The organism is Neobacillus niacini, from assembly GCF_019749295.1.
GTDB classification, from domain to species: Bacteria; Bacillota; Bacilli; order Bacillales; family Cytobacillaceae; genus Neobacillus; species Neobacillus niacini_D.
The window spans coordinates 66,420-85,194 of sequence record NZ_JACWFG010000006.1 but is presented as its reverse complement, the minus strand read 5'-3'; the positions used below and the strand labels follow the sequence as shown (position 1 = coordinate 85,194).

General features: G+C 39.7%; 17 protein-coding genes. 11 read left to right on the top strand and 6 right to left on the bottom strand.

The window, feature by feature from the left end:
* Positions 1-311 precede the first annotated feature (311 nt).
* From H0184_RS10325 to H0184_RS10310, 4 genes are all read left to right on the top strand, one after another.
* Entirely contained in the window at positions 312-1,157 is an 846-nt protein-coding gene (locus H0184_RS10325) for an ABC transporter ATP-binding protein (RefSeq protein WP_221824090.1), read from the top strand.
* Positions 1,108-2,034, top strand: a complete 927-nt coding sequence (locus H0184_RS10320; RefSeq protein ID WP_221824088.1) for an iron-hydroxamate ABC transporter substrate-binding protein — start codon at positions 1,108-1,110, stop codon at positions 2,032-2,034. The genes H0184_RS10325 and H0184_RS10320 overlap by 50 nt, the downstream gene beginning before the upstream one ends.
* A 70-nt stretch (positions 2,035-2,104) precedes the next feature.
* Entirely contained in the window at positions 2,105-3,115 is a 1,011-nt protein-coding gene (locus tag H0184_RS10315; RefSeq protein ID WP_221824086.1) for a FecCD family ABC transporter permease, read from the top strand.
* Positions 3,112-4,119, top strand: coding sequence for a FecCD family ABC transporter permease (locus tag H0184_RS10310; RefSeq protein ID WP_221824085.1), 1,008 nt, complete (start codon positions 3,112-3,114; stop codon positions 4,117-4,119). The genes H0184_RS10315 and H0184_RS10310 overlap by 4 nt, the downstream gene beginning before the upstream one ends.
* A gap of 46 nt (positions 4,120-4,165) precedes the next feature.
* Here H0184_RS10310 and yiaA read toward each other — a convergent pair whose 3' ends face one another.
* Both yiaA and H0184_RS10300 read right to left on the bottom strand, forming a co-directional pair.
* The gene (gene yiaA, locus H0184_RS10305; protein WP_221824083.1) at positions 4,166-4,636 is read right to left on the bottom strand and encodes an inner membrane protein YiaA; all 471 of its coding nucleotides are present in this window, start codon (positions 4,634-4,636) and stop codon (positions 4,166-4,168) included.
* 112 nt (positions 4,637-4,748) lie between these two features.
* A complete protein-coding gene (locus H0184_RS10300) occupies positions 4,749-5,117 on the bottom strand; it encodes a winged helix-turn-helix transcriptional regulator (protein ID WP_221824081.1) in 369 nt (122 codons plus the stop codon).
* A gap of 171 nt (positions 5,118-5,288) precedes the next feature.
* Here H0184_RS10300 and H0184_RS10295 point away from each other — a divergent pair, with 171 nt between their 5' ends.
* Positions 5,289-6,521 (top strand): MFS transporter, encoded by a 1,233-nt coding sequence (locus tag H0184_RS10295; protein WP_221824080.1) that lies wholly within the window; start codon positions 5,289-5,291, stop codon positions 6,519-6,521.
* 1 nt (position 6,522) lies between these two features.
* Positions 6,523-7,365 carry an aldo/keto reductase gene (locus H0184_RS10290; RefSeq protein WP_221824078.1) on the top strand — a complete coding sequence of 281 codons (843 nt, stop codon included), beginning with the start codon at positions 6,523-6,525 and terminating at the stop codon, positions 7,363-7,365.
* Between the two features lie 43 nt (positions 7,366-7,408).
* On the opposite strand, the gene H0184_RS10285 is transcribed toward H0184_RS10290, so the two are convergent.
* Positions 7,409-7,744, bottom strand: a complete 336-nt coding sequence (locus tag H0184_RS10285) for a zinc ribbon domain-containing protein YjdM (RefSeq protein ID WP_221824076.1) — start codon at positions 7,742-7,744, stop codon at positions 7,409-7,411.
* 235 nt (positions 7,745-7,979) lie between these two features.
* Between H0184_RS10285 and H0184_RS10280 the strand changes: the two genes are divergently transcribed.
* The 4 genes from H0184_RS10280 (at position 7,980) to H0184_RS10265 (ending at position 14,984) form a co-directional block, all read left to right on the top strand.
* Positions 7,980-8,738 carry a hypothetical protein gene (locus H0184_RS10280; protein WP_221824074.1) on the top strand — a complete coding sequence of 253 codons (759 nt, stop codon included), beginning with the start codon at positions 7,980-7,982 and terminating at the stop codon, positions 8,736-8,738.
* A gap of 15 nt (positions 8,739-8,753) precedes the next feature.
* The gene (locus H0184_RS10275; RefSeq protein ID WP_221824072.1) at positions 8,754-9,203 is read left to right on the top strand and encodes a hypothetical protein; all 450 of its coding nucleotides are present in this window, start codon (positions 8,754-8,756) and stop codon (positions 9,201-9,203) included.
* 242 nt (positions 9,204-9,445) lie between these two features.
* Positions 9,446-13,636, top strand: coding sequence for a S8 family serine peptidase (locus tag H0184_RS10270; RefSeq protein WP_221824071.1), 4,191 nt, complete (start codon positions 9,446-9,448; stop codon positions 13,634-13,636).
* Between the two features lie 100 nt (positions 13,637-13,736).
* On the top strand, positions 13,737-14,984 hold the full coding sequence (locus H0184_RS10265) for a tetratricopeptide repeat protein (protein WP_221824069.1): 1,248 nt from the start codon (positions 13,737-13,739) through the stop codon (positions 14,982-14,984).
* A 44-nt stretch (positions 14,985-15,028) separates the two neighbouring features.
* On the opposite strand, the gene H0184_RS10260 is transcribed toward H0184_RS10265, so the two are convergent.
* The 3 genes from H0184_RS10260 to H0184_RS10250 form a co-directional block, all read right to left on the bottom strand.
* Positions 15,029-15,637, bottom strand: a complete 609-nt coding sequence (locus tag H0184_RS10260) for a TasA family protein (RefSeq protein ID WP_221824066.1) — start codon at positions 15,635-15,637, stop codon at positions 15,029-15,031.
* Positions 15,638-15,708: 71 nt separating this feature from the next.
* Complete coding sequence (sipW, locus tag H0184_RS10255) at positions 15,709-16,257, bottom strand: signal peptidase I SipW (RefSeq protein ID WP_221824064.1); 549 nt, start codon at positions 16,255-16,257, stop codon at positions 15,709-15,711.
* Positions 16,226-16,786 (bottom strand): DUF4047 domain-containing protein, encoded by a 561-nt coding sequence (locus tag H0184_RS10250; RefSeq protein ID WP_221824062.1) that lies wholly within the window; start codon positions 16,784-16,786, stop codon positions 16,226-16,228. The genes sipW and H0184_RS10250 overlap by 32 nt, the downstream gene beginning before the upstream one ends.
* A 243-nt stretch (positions 16,787-17,029) precedes the next feature.
* Here H0184_RS10250 and H0184_RS10245 point away from each other — a divergent pair, with 243 nt between their 5' ends.
* Positions 17,030-18,718, top strand: coding sequence for a M4 family metallopeptidase (locus tag H0184_RS10245; RefSeq protein ID WP_396953594.1), 1,689 nt, complete (start codon positions 17,030-17,032; stop codon positions 18,716-18,718).
* Positions 18,719-18,775: the final 57 nt, after the last annotated feature.

The window sequence follows — 18,775 nt, the reverse complement described above, 5'->3', positions numbered from 1 at the left end:
CCAATTGTAATTGATTATCATTATCAATAAGAATAAACGATTTATCCTTGTTTTACAATACAGTATTTTTTGAAAAATCAGTGTCGGTACAAATTCCTTAAATGTTACTACTTATGACACAAAGGCAAAAAATCATATGACACCCTATTCCAGGGCATAATTAGGAACCCTATATAAAAACATACTTCAAACATTAAAGAAATTTTCACAAAATTGTAATTGACATTCATTCTCATCGCCTTTATATTAAGGACATAGTGACAGTGATAATCATTATCAATTAATTCTCATTTACATAAAGGAGGTTTACCATGATTCGCCTATCTACAGAGCAATTAAGTATTGGTTATGGTGAACGATTAATTGTCAAAAACCTAAGTGTTGAAATTCCTGATAAGAAAATCACAACGATTATTGGCCCAAATGGCTGTGGAAAATCAACTTTACTAAAAGCAATTACTCGGATTATCTCCCACCAATCTGGAAACATCCTTTTGGACGGAAATGATATATCAAAAGTAAACACGAAGCTGCTTGCTAAGCAAATGGCGATTCTGCCGCAAACACCAGAAAGTGCAAGCGGGTTAACCGTCGGTGAGCTGGTATCTTATGGCCGCTTTCCCTATCAAAAAGGATTTGGACGCTTAACCAAAAAGGATTACGAAGTGATTGACTGGGCTCTTGAAGTAACAGGAACGATAGACTTTAAGTTTCGTCCAGTAGACGCACTGTCAGGCGGACAGCGCCAGCGTGTATGGATCGCAATGGCTCTTGCTCAAGAAACAGAAATTATCTTCTTAGACGAGCCAACCACCTACCTTGACATGGCACACCAACTAGAGGTGCTCGAACTTCTGCAAAAATTAAATCTTGAACAAGAGCGGACAATTGTAATGGTCCTTCATGATTTAAACCAAGCGGCCAGATTTGCGGATCATATCATTGCCTTAAAAGACGGTGAAATTGTAAAAGCAGGAAATTGTGAGGAAGTCATCAGCCATAAGGTGCTGAAAAAGGTCTTCAATATTGACGCGGTTATCGGGCATGACCCTCGAACAGGAAAACCAATGTGCGTAACGTACAATCTACTAAAAGGAGAAACAAGACATGAAAAAGCTACTACCAGCATTTATACTGCTCGCAGCGTTAATTATTAGTGCCTGCGGAAACACCGATTCAACAAAAGAAAAGGATCAAGCAGCACCAGAGGATAAGAAGTCGGAAACCATCACTTATCAATCAGAAAACGGACCCATTGAAGTACCCGCAGACCCGCAGCGCGTCATTCTATTATCCGGCTTTACTGGTAATGTCGTCGATTTAGGTGTAAATATTGTCGGTGTTGATGTTTGGTCAAAGAACAATCCTACATTTGAAAAGGAAATGAAAGATGTCACTGAAGTCTCTGATGAAGACCTGGAAAAAATCATCGAACTAGAACCCGATTTAATTATTGGTCTATCCAACATTAAAAACCTAGAAAAGTTAAGTGAAATTGCTCCTACCGTTACCTATACTTGGGGAAAAGTGGACTACCTGACACAGCACATCGAAATTGGTAAACTATTAAATAAAGAAAAAGAAGCACAGGCTTGGGTCGACAACTTCAAAAAAGAAGCAGAAGCTGCGGGTGAAGAAATCCGTGCAAAAATTGGCGAGGATGCTACCGTTTCCGTAATGGAGAGCTACGGAAAAGACCTTTATGTTTTCGGAAGCAACTGGGCTCGTGGAACAGAAATCCTTTATCAAGCAATGAACTTGAAAATGCCTGAGAAGGTAAAAGAAGTGGCAGAGGAATCAGGTTACTTTACTTTATCTGCTGAAGTGATTCCTGAGTATGCTGGTGATTACGTCATTTTGAGCAAATACTCAGATGCGGATACCTCTTTCCAAGAAACAGAAACGTACAAGAACATTCCAGCAGTTAAGAATAATCGCGTATTTGAAATGAATGGTCAAGGAGCATCTTTCAGTGATCCTGTTACACTTGAAAAGCAGCTGGAATTCTTTAAAAAATCATTTTTAGGAAACTAATATATAAGAGAGGGATTCTATTCGAGAATTCCTCTTTCCCCTATTCTATGACAGAAAAGATGAGAGACTTATGACGCATGAAAAACAACGATCCATTCCTTTTGGATATAAACTGATAACCGGAATTCTTGTATTTGCGGCAATGTTTATTGTTTCCATGACCATGGGAGCAGCAGATATTTCATTTAAAGATGTATGGCAGGCACTTTTTACAAATGGTGAAGGTGAAAAAATATCCATTATTCGTGAAATACGCTTGCCTCGTGAAGTTGCTGCCATTGTGGTCGGAGCTGCCCTTGCTGTTGCAGGCGCGATTATGCAAGGAATGACCAGAAATCCGCTTGCAGATCCTGGTTTACTTGGGCTGACTGCTGGAGCAAACGCTGCACTTGCTCTCACTATTGCCTTTATTCCAACCGCCAACTATTTTAGTATTACCATTGCTTGCTTTATTGGTGCAGCACTCGGAACCGCCATGGTATTCGGCATTGGCGCCATGAAAAAAGGCGGTTTTTCGCCGCTGCGAATTGTTTTAGCTGGGGCGGCTGTCTCGGCATTCCTCTATGCCATTGCTGAAGGAGTTGGGATCTACTTTAAGATTTCAAAAAATGTCTCGATGTGGACAGCAGGAGGAATGGTGGGAACCACCTGGGGGCAGCTCCAAGTCATCATCCCATTTATCCTTGCAGGGATACTGGTCTCTCTTTTTCTCTCAAGACAGCTTACCATTCTAAGCTTAAATGAAGAGGTTGCTGTTGGATTAGGACAAAACACAACGCAAATAAAGGTCATTCTCTTTGTTGCGATTATTTTATTAGCTGGGGCTTCTGTTGCCTTGATCGGAAACATGGCTTTCATCGGCTTGATGGTTCCGCATGTCGTTCGGGCCATGGTGGGGACAGATTACCGATTTATTCTCCCGATGTCTGCAATAACTGGAGCTACGTTTATGCTTTTTGCCGATACACTCGGCCGGACAATGAATGCGCCATTTGAAACACCAGTTGCTGCGATTGTAGCAACACTGGGGTTACCTTTCTTTCTTGTGATTGTCCGTAAAGGAGGCAAAGCATTCTCATGATCCATTCTTCCTTACTAAGAAAACAGCGTATCATAGTAGTTAGTTTATTCGCATTAATCCTTGTTACCATCGTGGTTGGGCTTGGTTTGGGTTTCTCATCCCTTTCCTATGACAGGCTGATTCCCACTATTATCGGACAAGGTACCTTTAAAGAAGAATTCGTTTTATTTTCTATTCGGTTACCACGTATTATCATTACCCTTTTAGCTGGGATGGCCTTAGCCTTATCAGGGGCTATTTTACAAGGAGTTACCCGTAATGATTTAGCGGACCCTGGTATTATTGGTATCAATTCAGGTGCAGGTGTCGCCGTAACGGTTTTCTTTTTATTTTTCCCGATAGATGCTGGTTCGTTTGTTTATGTACTGCCACTTGTTGCTTTTGCCGGGGCATTAGTAACGGCCATCCTCATCTATCTTTTCGCGTATAGCAAAACAGAAGGAATGCAGCCCGTACGATTAGTATTAATTGGGGTTGGGTTTTCCATGGCACTCTCAGGTGCGATGATAGTCCTGATTTCTTCTGCAGAGCGGGCAAAAGTAGACTTTATTGCAAAATGGTTAGCGGGGAATATTTGGGGAACAGATTGGCCGTTTATCTGGGCGCTGCTCCCGTGGCTATTGATTCTTCTTCCGTTTACATTATACAAGGCCAATCGTTTAAACATGCTTAGTCTCAGTGAACCAGTCGCAATCGGTATCGGAGTATCGATTGAAAAAGAACGTATTGTCCTGCTGATTACAGCGGTTGCTCTTGCAGCTTCCGCCGTGTCCGTAACAGGCGGAATTTCCTTTATTGGATTAATGGCACCGCATATGGCAAAGGCGTTAGTGGGACCAAGAAATCAATTATTTATCCCGGTAGCCGTCCTTATTGGCGGGTGGCTGTTGATGCTTGCTGACACCCTTGGACGTACACTCCTAGATTCAAGCGGGATCCCCGCCGGTATTATGGTAGCATTAATTGGAGCGCCATACTTTATGTACTTATTATTGAAAAAATAGAAAGCTAAAGGTAGACAAAAAAAGAGCTTCCCCGTAAAAGGGAAGCTTAATCTCTTTCTCTAGCCCGCTGTGTATCTCTAATATTCTTTTGAACGGTAATGGCTGCAAAAATACTAAGAACAAATGCCATTGCATAAAATCCTTTTTCGCTTAAATCAATACTCCCTGCATTGTATAAACCAATCCCCATTAATGAGATGGATATAATAAGTGCCAGCCAGCTAATCCCATAGTAAATATTCGTAACTGGGATGCCCTCATCTTTATCTCTAACTGCTTTTTGTAATGATACCGATGCATAAAGCCCGAATATTAAAACGGCAAAGTAATAACCTTTTTCGTTTAATTGCATCGCCGCGTTAAACAAACCAATGAGATAAGCCGCAACACCCACTAAAAGCGCTCCCCACGAAGCTCCAATGAAGGCTGGAGTCGGTTCTCCCTCTTTTCTTTCTACTTTCAATTTTGGTTCCTTTTGTTTTTCTTTATCTAATAAAGCATCGTAATCATTAGACATTGAATGTTCCCCCCATTTTTATCAAATAAAAACGGAGCACTCGTTACACTGCAGCGCCCCTCCATATATCCATTATATAGAATTTTTTTACAAATAAAAGCTAATTTTTTGTTTATTTTAAATGTTCATTTAGTATGTTCTTTTCTAAGACATCCAAACTGCCATACACTTTGGAAATATGTTTTTCACCCCATGCACAAAGTGAATCTAAGATCCCCTTTAAACTCCAGCCATACTCACTCAGCTCATACTCCACTTTTGGCGGTACTTGATTATAAACAATTCTGTTAATGACCCCATCTTCCTCTAATTCACGCAATTGCTGCGTCAACATCTTTTGGGTAATATCCGGCATCAGCCGTTTCAATTCACTTGTTCGTTTCTTGCCATGAGTTAAATGGCAGAGAATCACACACTTCCACTTTCCTCCAATTACTTCCAGTGTCGCTTCTACAGATATATTGTATTTCTTTTCTTTCATAGTAAACTTCCTCCTTTCTAATAGGAACTAAAAAGTACCTATATTACCCAAAGGTACCTATATCACTTTAAAGTGCGTACTTCACTAATGTTAATGTATATCTCATAATAACATTTATCGATTGAGCCGTAAAAAGCAAATCGAACAAAATTCATAAGGAGGAGACAGCATATGTCTTTTAATCATAAACAAAGTACGTTTGCACTGCTGGCATTAGCGATTAGTGCCTTTGCAATTGGTACCACTGAATTTATCAGTGTCGGGCTTTTACCTTTAATTGCAAATGATTTAGAAATTCCTGTTACAACTGCCGGATTAACGGTTTCCTTATATGCTTTAGGAATAACCTTAGGAGCACCGATTTTGACATCTCTTACTTCTAGTATGTCACGTAAATCTTTATTACTTTGGATCATGGTTATTTTTATCCTCGGAAATGGTCTGGCGGCAAGTGCAACGAACATTGGTGTCCTTCTCGCTGCCCGCGTTATATCATCCCTGGCACATGGTATTTTCATGTCAATCGGCTCAACCATCGCGGCGGATTTAGTACCAGAAGATCGCAGAGCCAGCGCCATATCCATTATGTTTACTGGATTAACCGTGGCCACGGTAACAGGTGTTCCGTTTGGTACCTTTATTGGCCAGCAATTTGGCTGGCGGATGGCATTTATCCTTATCATTGTGGCAGGAGTACTTGCATTGATTTCAAATAGTATCCTCGTACCAGCTGCTTTACGGAAAGGGACAAAAACATCCTTCACTGATCAAATTAAACTAGTGACAAATGGCCGCATATTACTCGTACTTATCATTACTGCCTTAGGGTATGGAGGAACGTTTGTCGTCTTTACGTATCTATCTCCCATCCTTCAAGAAATTACAGGCTTTAAGGAAGGAAGTGTCGCAGCCATTCTACTTGGTTACGGAATAGCGATCGCCATTGGGAACATGATTGGCGGCAAAGCAGCAAATAAAAATCCGATTAGGGCATTATTTTATATGTTTATCGCTCAAGCACTTGTCCTGATTATCCTACTGTTTGCAGCACCATTTAAAATAGCTGGATTGATTACGATTTTCTTAATGGGGCTTTTTGCTTTTATGAATGTTCCCGGGTTACAAGTGTATGTGGTCATGCTGGCAGAACGGTATGTGCCCACTGCCGTAGACGTTGCATCTGCCCTGAATATTGCAGCCTTTAATGCAGGAATCGCAATGGGTTCCTTTTTAGGCGGCTTTATCACGGATTCAATTGGATTAATTCATACCACTTGGATTGGAGTCTTAATGGTTCTTGGTGCTGTCGTCCTTACTGGTTGGAGTCGAAAGCTTGAAAAAAAGGACGATACCGTTACCCATCACATATGTTCTTTTTCAAATCAAAAATTGGAGGTTCAATAAAATGAATAACAACTTACAGTCAACAACTTCTTTATATAATGGTGTAAAAATGCCTAGGTTTGGTCTTGGTGTATTTAAAGTCGAAGAAGGACCTGAATTAGTTCATGCTGTTAAATTTGCCATTAAGCATGGATATCGCAGTATCGATACCGCGGCCATTTATGGCAATGAAGAAGGCGTTGGACAAGCGATTCAAGAAGCCATGACTGAATATGGAATTAAAAGAGATGAATTATTTATTACCTCAAAGGTCTGGAATTCTGATTTAGGTTATGAATCCACGATAGCGGCGTATGAAACCAGCTTAGGCAAACTAGGACTAGACTATCTTGATCTCTACCTTATTCATTGGCCTGTAGAGGGTAAATATAAGGATGCATGGCGGGCATTAGAAACTCTCTATAAGGAAGGGAAAGTTAAAGCAATTGGAGTAAGTAACTTCCAAGTCCACCATCTTGAAGACGTAATGAAGGATGCAGAAATAAAGCCAATGGTGAATCAAGTTGAATACCATCCAAGATTAACTCAGCAAGAAGTCAAAACCTTTTGTGATAACAATGGCATTCAATTTGAAGCTTGGTCACCTTTAATGCAGGGACAATTATTTGATAATACGGTACTGCAGGAACTAGCAAATAAATATAACAAAACCGTAGCTCAAGTCATTTTACGCTGGGATTTGCAAAATGGAGTTATAACTATACCAAAATCAACGAAAGAACAAAGAATAATAGAAAACTCAAACCTATTTGATTTTGAATTAACAAAAGATGACATGATACAAATTAACAACTTAAATCAAAATCATCGTGTCGGTCCAGACCCAGATAACATTGATTTTTAGGAGAAACATAAAATGGCGACCCTATTAAAGGAGCGCCATTTTTTTATACTTTTTTCACGTACTCAGATTTTAAGCTCATCGCGCCAAAACCATCGATTTTGCAGTCGATATTATGGTCGCCGTCCACTAAACGAATATTTTTCACTTTTGTGCCTTGTTTTAATGTAGATGAGCTTCCCTTTACTTTTAAATCCTTGATAACCGTTACGGAATCACCATCATTTAAGACATTCCCATTTGCATCTTTAATTACCTTTACCTCTTCGCTGCTTTCACCTTCTAAACTCCACTCATGACCACACTCTGGGCAGATCAACAAGCTTCCATCTTCATATGTATATTCCGAATTACACTTTGGACAATTTGGCAAATTTGACAAGTACCTTCCCCCACTCTCACACCTTATTTTCTTTCCAAGTATAGTAGATTTCGTAAGAAGATTCCACCATGATTCAAAATGTATGGATAATACTATTACCGTTTTAAAACCATAATAAAAGAAACTTCGAGATGGATCTCTTAAAGATTTTCTGTAAAATACTCTATTGTCCATGAATGAAATAGTCTTGCTTATTACAATCTATAAATAATCTGACTTAGGCAGGTACTTTGAAATGAACAATGAAAACCACCCCGATTTATACCATATTAGTTTATTTGGTATCACCCATATGCAGCAGCATAATCCCTTAATGGTTGCCTGGTGGTCTGCGGTATTTCCGGGATTTGGGCACTATTTACTTAATCAATACATTAGAGCTGCCTTATTAACGCTTTCTGAAGTTACAATTAATACACTTGCTCATATAAACGAAGCAATGATTTATTCTTTTTGCGGCCAGTTTGAACAGGCCAAATCAGTAATAGAACCGAGATGGGCGTTCGGGTACTTAGTTATTTATTTGATTTCAATCTGGGATAGCTATCGATCTGCAGTCTACCAAAACAAACTATATCATTTAACCAAGTTAAAAAATGTTACTCTACCTCGAATTGGAGTTTTCTCCTCTGAAATACAATACCTTGAGAGGAAAAAACCAATCGTTGGCGTTCTATATTCCTTCTTTTTTCCAGGTTTAGGCCAATTGTACATCCATCGCTTTGGACTAGCCTTTTACGCTATTTTCTGGTGGTGGGTTTATCTTACACTTTCGGGATTGCATGAATCATTATTAACACTTATTTTAGGAGACATTCATAAATCCACTATTATACTTAATCCTCATTGGTTATTATTTATGCCCTCCGTTATGGGAGGCTCCATTTATCATGCTTATATTACAGGTGTTGAACACAATAAATTATACTGTCTTTCCCAACGTATGGAGCTCACGAAAAGATACGGCAGCAATAAGCTCAGATTATTCCCTTAAGCAGGTGTTTATTAAATGAACCTATTCGCGACCTTTCAACAATCCATTGAAATCGAACAAGCTTTAGCAGAACTGGAAAATAGTTTTGTCTCAAAAGATCAAATAGTTATTATCTATATGGAAAACGAGCCCGCACAAGTTCAACCAACTTCAAGAACGAAAGAAATTCATTCAAATTCATTTGAAGTTGGCATGGCGTGTGCCACGGGAAGTGCTGTAATTGGGGCCAGTATCGGGTTTGTATTAGCATGGGGACCAATTATTTGGGGGCTAATCTTTGTAATCATTGGCTTTACAATTGGATATTGTCTCTATTACTTCCGAAAAAAAGATAAGGTCATTACCCTTCGACAAAAGAAAGAAGCTGAAATTTTAGTTATCATTCAATGTACGGAAATCCTGGTTCCCCCGATTAAAGAGATCCTCTGGAAATACCAGGCTCTCACCGTTGGACAATCCTCGTAGATTCCCCGGCACAATCACATTTGGGGTAATAATTAATAAATATCCCAAGACTATTGTCCTATATTTTTATTTTTAGGGAGTCTTGGAGAAGTTTTGATAAATAAATACGCATGAATAGGACAAATCATAGGAACAAATTACTACTTTCATTATCCCAATTTACACTAAACCTCCTTCCCCTTACGATAGACATAGGAAATATTTCTACTATTCTATCAACTAGTTTTTTTGGGGGGACAAACATGAAGCCAAGCAAAAAATTATTAACAGGAACACTCGCCACAGGTTTACTATTTTCAGCTACCACTCCATTTAACGTATTTGCAGAAAAACAGACCGTAACCATGGATGAAGCGGTGAAAATCCTTTCAGCCCTCTCTTCTGAAGAGAGAAAAGCTTTGGAGCAGCTTGAAATTGGTCCAGGCTTTGTTATTTCTCCTGATATAAACACAAAAACAGCTGAACAAGTAAACGTGATCGTCGAGTTTAACCAAGCACCGGCACAAGTAGAAGTAAAGAAGGAAAGTATGAAAGGTAAAAAACTATCTCTTTCCACTGCAAAAGAAAAGGTAAACGCTTCCCATAAGGAATTTAAAAACTATGTAAACTCCCTTAAAGCGAGAAAAAGTGGGACAACTTATGACACTACCAAACTAACTATTAAACAGGAATATAAGACGGCTTTTAACGGTGTTTCCATGACTTTACCAGGAATAGCTGTCGAAGAGCTTCTTCATTCGGGTGCTGTAAAAAGAATCTGGAGTGATGCCCAAGTTCAATTGGAGCTTCCATCACAAGATCAACTAAAAATCAAGCCAAAAATGGCTGATAGTATCCCACAAATTGGCGTGGATAAGCTTCATGCTGAAAATATAACGGGTAAAGGAATAAAGGTTGGAGTATTAGATACAGGAATAGACTATTCTCATCCTGACTTAGCAGCAGCCTATAAAGGATATCGTGCCGAAACAGGTGTAGACCCGAAAAATGTTGACCCTTCCACCGTTAAGGGCTGGGATTTTGTTAACAATGATGCGGACCCGATGGAAACAACCTATGAAGAATGGAAGAACACCACGAATCCTGAGTATCACCCAAGTCTTGGAACTGCCTACTATACTTCACACGGTACGCATGTATCGGGAACAATAGCTGCGGGAAAAAACAACCCTGTCGATTATGCCGTCAAAGGGGTTGCACCTGATGTTGATTTGTATGCCTACAAGGTTTTAGGTGAGTATGGATCTGGTACGACCGAGGGAGTATTGGCAGGAATTGATAAAGCAGTTAGTGATGGCATGGACGTAATTAATCTATCATTAGGTGCTTCTATCAACGATCCGTTATACCCTACTTCTGTAGCGATTAATAACGCGATGCTTTCTGGAGTGGTATCCGTTGTGGCAGCCGGAAACACTGGTCCAACTGAAAAAACATTAGGGGCACCAGGAGCAAGTGCATTTGGTATCACGGTAGGAGCAAGTGATGCTGCCATTTCGATCCCGACTTTCTCAGCCTCTAGTGGTGAAAAAACGTTTGAATCTATGAAACTATTAGGAAAGAATTTCTCGGATGACTTAACTAGCTTTGAAGGCGAAACGCATTCAGTTGTTTTTGCAGGGCTTGGTAAGCCAGAAGAATTAACAAACGTAAGCGGTAAAATTGCTCTTATTGAGCGCGGAGAACTATCTTTTGATGCGAAGATACAAAATGCAAAGGAAGCAGGCGCCCTAGCTGTTATTATATATAACAATGTAGATGGTGAGATTCCAGCCTACCTTGGCGAGAGTACAAAATACATTCCTTCCTTCCAGCTCTCAAAAGCGGATGGAGAATACGTAAAAGGTAATCCATCACTAAGCTTTAATCAATTATCCACCGTAAAAACAGAAGGCGATTCATTGGCTGATTTCAGTTCACGCGGACCGGTTAATTCAAATTACGATATAAAACCTGACCTTGTGGCACCAGGGGTATCGATTTTTTCAACCTATCCAGAATTCATTAACAGTCCTGCAGACGGCGTGGATTATAGCTCTGCCTATGCTCGTATCTCAGGAACATCTATGGCAACTCCACATATCGCAGGGGTTGCAGCACTCATGCTTCAACAAAATCCGGACATGGATCCATTTGCTGTTAAAACAGCGCTGATGAATAGTTCAGATGATTTAAAGAGTGATTACTCTGTTTTTGAAGTCGGTGCCGGACGAGTCGATGCTTACCAAGCAGTCCATTCAAACGTATCACTCCAAGTCTTAGACAAGACTACACACGTTCAAAATGGAGAATATGTAGAAATCGACGAAATCACTGGGTCCATCAGCTTTGGCAACCACTACCTGGACAGTGCTGACATCACAGACAGCCGAATCATCAAGGTTACGAACAACGGACAGCAGGAGCAAACGTACAAAGTAGAAGTTGAATACCATCATGCTAGAGAAGGCGTTCAGGATGGTGTAAAAAATAACATTCAAATCGAAACTCCTAACACCTTGACCGTCGGCGCAGGTAGTTCCGAAGAAATGACTGCTGGTATTGTTGTCCCGCAAACAGCTGAAATGGGACGCTATGAAGGCTATATTCATGTGACCAATGATGCAAATCCAAAAGAAACGTATCAAATTCCGTTTGCCATTCGAGTGACCGATAAGGGAATCGACTTTGCTGCACCATTAACTCCTTCGGTAACGAATGATACACCAATGCACCAATATCTATCAATAGGTACACACATCACCTTTAAATTTAAGAGCCCGATGGAATATTTTGATTTAATCGTGAAAGAGGCAAAAACGGGTAAGGCTGTTGGAATCATTGGCACGTATGACGGAACAAACGCGGAGCCGGATAAAGAATATGCCATCTATGCCGGATTTAGAGGAGCGGTTTATCCCTTCACAGGCAAAAAAGACAAGCCAATTGCCGATTATTCTGTAAAACTTCCTGAAGGCGAATACGTGCTTGAAATGATTAGTACAGATGCTGATGGAAAGAAATATCATTATGAAAGTCTAGGAATTGTGGATAATACTCCGCCTGAAGTGAATCTAGATATCCAACCAGGAGTCGTTGAAATTAATGACAGTATGTTAAGTGAAGAAGACGGCCACCGAGCGTATTGGGTAAACGGTCAAGTAACCGATAAAACCGTTGATTTGCTGCAATCAAAAGGATACCCTTATACCCAAAAAACAAATACTGCTGTTTACTTCGAAAATGGCTCACCATTTTTTAGCGGCAGTCTGAAACTAGAGGATAATGGTGATACAAAGTTTGGTGTTTTACCTGAAGAATATACACCAAATCCATACGAGTTTAGAATTTTCCCTTGGGATATGGCTACCGCCGCCTATAGTTCCTTTGCTTCCCCGAGATATGTCTTTATGAAGGAAGGAACAGAGCACGCAACGCTTCGCTATAATAAGGACAGCGTCAAATTAGGCGATGAGATTACGGTAACCCTAGATATAAATAATGTGAAGAATTTCATGTCTGGTACCTTTGATATTCAACAACTTGCAGAGGGATTTTTTGAATTCCAAGGGGTAAAAGTGAACGAGAAATTCGCCTCACTAGCAAGGGAAAAGGATGCAGAAATCACTCTAGACGAACCCATTACGAATGCAGCACTAACAACAGTAGGAGCTTCCCTTTCAGGAGAGGGCTTTGAAGGTTTAGACGGTGACATGCCATTTCTAGATGTAACCTTTAAAGTGGTCGATGATAAGACTTATGCAAAAGGAATGCTTTTTGGCTTAACATCTTTATCCTATAAAAAGGCAGGAGAAACAGAGGTAAATACCATTCCCGGATATAGTCTTAACACCTTCAAAGTAATGCCAAAGCATTCACTTATTAGCGGCTATATTAAACCCGAGGCATTTTTAGTACCTGGTCAATCTTATATTCAGAACATTTATGATATGACAAAATTAAAAGCAAAGGTATACGCAAAGGATGCAGACGGCAACATCTATCCTGGCACCATTAAGGAAAAAAATGGACGTTTTGAGATTGCCGTTCCCGCCTCAAGTAAAGCTCATAGTATCTATGTGGAGCTTCCAGGTCATACGATTGAATATAAAAATCAGATGCTAAGCATGCCTGTTGAAGGCGAGTATTTTGGAACTTACCAGACAGTCAACCCTTCCATCAGTTTTGCTGGGGATGTTACGGGTGATCAAGTCATCGACATTCGCGATATCAAAGACGCTGTAGATCACTACGGTAAACAAAATCCAGAAAATGAGAACCTAGATATCAACCAGGACGGCGTGGTCAACGAAACCGATGTAAGATGGATTGAGAAGAACTTCTTAACAGTGGGGCCTAAAGCTGGGAAAGGCAACAAACCGAAAGAAAGTATTGCGAAAAAAGGAATGGCAGACTTCCTAAAAATGATTGGCCTAGAACCAAAAGGAAAATAAGCAGATATGAAAGTGGAAGAATTTCTCTTCCGCTTTTGTATTTTACATAGAAAAAAGTCTAGTATAATAGTATAAAAATAGAGTTTCGTAGAGGTGTAAGATGATTGAGGGAAAAATTATTAAATTTTACAGAGAAAAAGCTGGTTTAACGCAAGGACAGCTTGTAAATGGAATTTGTTCTGTCACCCACCTGAGTAAAATTGAAAGAGGCATTACCGAGTACTCAGAGGAAATCACCCAATTACTGGCGAAAAAGTTAAATATAAACCCTCAAGTAGAAATTGCCCGTTACCACAATCTTTCGAAGAAACTAGAACAATGGCATGACGCCATGGTTATGCAGAACCTAAAGGAATCTGAAGCACTGAAGAAAGAGCTTGAACAAGACGACCTGATTCAGCTGCAGGAGTTTCATCTCTATTATCTGTTATTGTCAGCAAGATACCATTTATTGAAAAACCAACTAGTACAGGCAAAAAAATTAATTAACCATATACATAGAGTTGAATCGACACTTTCTCCACATGATGCGAATATGTTCAAGCATGTGCGCGGAATTTACTATTTTCTTTCCGGTCAATTTCAGGAATGTGTCGATGTCTTAATGTCCATCGATCAACAGCAGTATAATCGCTTGGAGTATTTTTATCATTTAGCCATTGCCTATCACTCGATCAATTCACCGGTTAGAGCTTATTATTATGCAAACAAAGCGCTTCGCTATTTTCGGAATACATTAAATATGCTGAGAATTATTGATACAGAGATGGTCATGCTGATACAACTAAATGCGAATGAGCCGCATGACTTTAATGAAACCATTCAAACATATGAGAAGCTGTTGAAAATGTGTGATACCTGTTATGCTGTGGAACGGAAAGCAAAACTCTATCATAACCTTGGATTTGAGTATGCGCGCCGAAGACACTATCAAAAAGCAGTAGAGCTATATCAGGAAGCACTGAAACTCATTGATGAACATTCACCACATTACTTAGCCACCTTAGACCGGTATATTTTTAGCTGCCACGCTGGTAACCTGCTTGCAAAAGAGTCATTGCTGGAGCTGGCACAAAAAGGACTGGCTCTAGCCAACGCAGCCAATTCGAATGACTGGATTAATTTCCAGCTTCATCTCTATCTACTAAATGATGAAATGGAAAACTATTATCAGTGCGTTGAAACGATCGCTCTTCCCTATTTTAAAAAGATGGGGTATAGAATATTAATCGATTACTTTGAAAAAAAACTTTTTCAATACCTTTATGAAAACGGCAAGGTAGAAAGAGCATTAGAACTAGCAAGTTCCCTTATACAAGGAAGACCTAATTTCTATGAAAATAATTAACAAATAAAGGACTGGCGATCTAAATCGTCAGTCCTTACAATTATTTAATTGTTAGTTTCATCTGTATCATCATAATACGTTCCAGCAGTCTGTTCTGCATGGAAGGTCCAATCTACCTTTAATTTATCACCTTGGAATTGATTTTGATCTTGTCCATTATCTACAAATTCAAATAGCACGAAGATTTTTTCTTTTTCACCAGCAGGGATACCGTCAGGCATTGTAGTGTTCAGGCCGTCAATTTGTGTTAAATCTGGATTCTGAGATTGGAGATCATACAGTGTTGTTTCAACGATTGGGTTTGTAGCACTGCTTGTATTGTACATAATCGTTACTTTTATATGCTTAGCTAAATCATCACTGTTATCTGATTTGGCGTCTTCCACACTGTAATTGGTCGATAGTAACACTCTGTTAATATCTAACGTACCGTTATTCTCAAGTGTAAATTCACGAAATATTTCATCACCAGGCTTGATGTTGTCAATATTTACAACAGTGCTTGGATTTAGTTCCAGGTCTAGTACCCCGGCTGCAAACGTGTTTTGTGTTTCAACAGAATCGCTAAAATAGGCAAATGTTCCTCCACCCATCAACGATAATCCTAAAGCAGCACTCATAACCCCTTGACTAACTTTTTTTGTAAAACTCATCTTCCATTCCTCCTCATGAAAATAGTAAAATATATTAAACTCTTATGTACTTTTGTAGATACATAGGAGAGCTAACCCACTTTGCCTGCTTCCAGCTCTTTTTTTGCCCCGTTGATCGAAATGAACGCAGAAATGAATAAAAGTAATCCCGGAACAAACAGCAATAGAGCTGACCCTAGTTTTGAACTAGAGTAGTTTAGAAGAAATCCAACATAAGGAATGGTAAAGCCCTTATACAAACCGATGATGTTCTGTGGCGACACAGTCCACCTATCCTCACCATCATTGTTATCCCCTTTGGTTTTATAGACAGCTTGTCCATTTTGTTTTTTCACGTCTGTTATTCTATGAGTAATCACTTTTCCATCCATGTTAAACGTGATAACATCCCCTATTTGATAGGAGGTATGTTTATCTTTTGTTTCAATACCGATGATGGAACCTGTTTGAAAGGTTGGCTCCATCGATCCTGATAATACCGCTTTTACTTGGTATCCCAATACCGTTGGTGCTCCTCCTGATATTCTAGAAGAAAGGACAACAAACGATGCCAAACATAGGATTACGATGAACATACCACTCCCAATCCTACGCACTGCCTTCCAGAACTTCTTCGTCATTTTCAATCACCTGCTTCGTCATTTTTTCTAACTCTTTTATCTTAAATTCTAAGAGAGAATGCACCGCCTCCACTTTTGAAAAATCAATGGTTGCTAGCACCTCATTCCTCAGACTTTCAACAGATTGAAATCCCTCATGAACATAGGTCAATGTGTCTTGTTGATTTTTATTTTTATAAAGTGACAATTCTTCATAAACTGTATTCAGATTGTCCATTTGAATATATAGTTCTTGCACATTTGCTTTAATTTTAGACAGTTGGACCTCCAATTCTCCTAATGATTCATCTGGTGTATTGGAAAGGGTCATTTGATAGTTTTTTTTCATACTCATTACAATCTCCTCCGCAGTATCCTCTAAGTGCTTGATCGTCTCTGGAAAAACAAATGCAGTTGAAAGCTCCAATGACTGTGCTTTATCTTGACTTGAAAATTTTGCCTCTGTTTCTCCTACCAGATAATTACCTAAACAAAAGAAAAGGCAGCATAAACACACAAATGTAATGTGTTGATGAAAAGTTTTTCTCATTTGGTATTCTCCCTGTATCAACTCTATTTGACCCTATTATCACAGAGTTTTTGGAATATTGTTATCGGGTTAATTCCTTGGAAAATACTTAAGGAACGATGTCGAATTAGCACGGCGATAGGATAAAAACCAGAAAAAAGGCAAAAAAAATAACCCAATTGATTCTAGTGAGAATATTCTTAATAATTTGAACTGTACCAACACTACATGTCTAAGAAAGGGTGGATTTTATTGAAAAAGAAAATTAGGAGAAATATGAGGAAAAAGGCTGCCGCTCTATTGGCTTTATCGATTGCATTTGGTGGCATGGTTCCAACTAGTTCACTCGCTGCTGAAACGACAACACCAGCTCCCATACTATTTGAAGCTGAAGGACTAAGTAAGCAAGATGTGGTGAAAGCATTCCTTCAATCAAAGGTACAAGCCGGCATGACGAAATTAGTAGATCACGGTGATCAATTCAAGATTGTCTCAGAGCAAAATGATAGCACAACAGGTACATACCATGTACGTACTATCGAGCAATACAAAGGAATTCCGATTTACGGATCTGGACAAACTGTTGCACTCGATGCAAATAACAACGTATATGCTTCGATTGGAAAAGTTACGCAGAATCTAGCACGTACTCTTATTCCAACGGAAGCCTCTCTTACCCAAGAGGAAGCCATTGCGATTGCCAAGCAAAACGTTGATTCCCAAATCGCTGAAGTGAAAAATTATGATGGCATCGACTCTAAATTAATGATTTATCCATTTAACGGGAAGTATCATTTAACTTACTTGGTAAAAGCATCTACTTCTCATCCTGCTCCTGGTTATTTCCATTACTTTATCGATGCAAATAGCGGGGAAGTTGTGAATAGCTTTAATAAAATTCACGAGATAGATGAGGCTGCACTATCTCCAGTAACAGGAAGAGGCTTAGACTTACATGGTACGATGCAATCCTTCCCAGTCGGAAAGGATCTAGCAACGGGGACAAGTTACCTGCACGGTACTTCTGCCGCAGCCGGTAAAAGTGTTCCAATCTCTACTTTTTCTGCACAACGGATGGAAGAGTTCGTCTACATGCTCGGTGCGATTTTTGGATTCACAGGCTATGAAGTAGCAACAAAAAATTCCACCAATTTTTTCTATGATCCGGCTGCGATATCCGCTCATTTTAACTCTGATAAAGTTAACAGATACTATCAAGTCATCCACAAGCGTAACAGCTTAGATAATAACGGAATGAAATTAATCAATACCGTTCATATTGGACGCAAATGGAATAATGCCGGTTGGAACGGAAAACAAATGATGTATGGAGATGGGGATGGAATTCGATATAACTCCCTTGCCGGCGGGTTAGATGTTGCCGGACACGAAATGACGCATGGTGTTATTGAACACTCCGCAGACCTAATCTATGAGGATGAGTCCGGTGCCCTCAATGAATCTTTAGCTGACATTTTAGGGAACTTTGCTGAAATGTATGCGACATCAGAAGTAGAATGGGAACTGGGTGAAGATATTACAACCCCTAACATACCTGGTGACGGCGGACTTCGTTCGATGAGCAACCCTGCATCAAAAAAGTCATCCCTTACAGAATCCGGCTACTATCCTGATCATTATGAAGATCGCTATCTCGGAACCGAAGACAATGGAGGCGTACACATTAACAGTGGAATCAACAATAAAGCAGCCTACTTAATATCTGAAGGCGGTACCAATAATGGTATGACCGTTAAAGGGATTGGTAAGTCAAAAACAGAAAAGATCTATTACCGTGCACTGACTCTTTACTTAACCTCTTCTTCTGGTTTCCATGACATGCGAGAAGCGGCCATTCACGCGGCCCGTGACCTTCATCCAGATAAAAATGGTGCACCATCACCGGAAACACAAGCGGTTATGGATGCCTATTCTTCCGTGGGTGTGAACTAATGTAGTGTTTAAATCTCAAAAGCCATGAACGAATGAATTAACATCGTTCATGGCTTT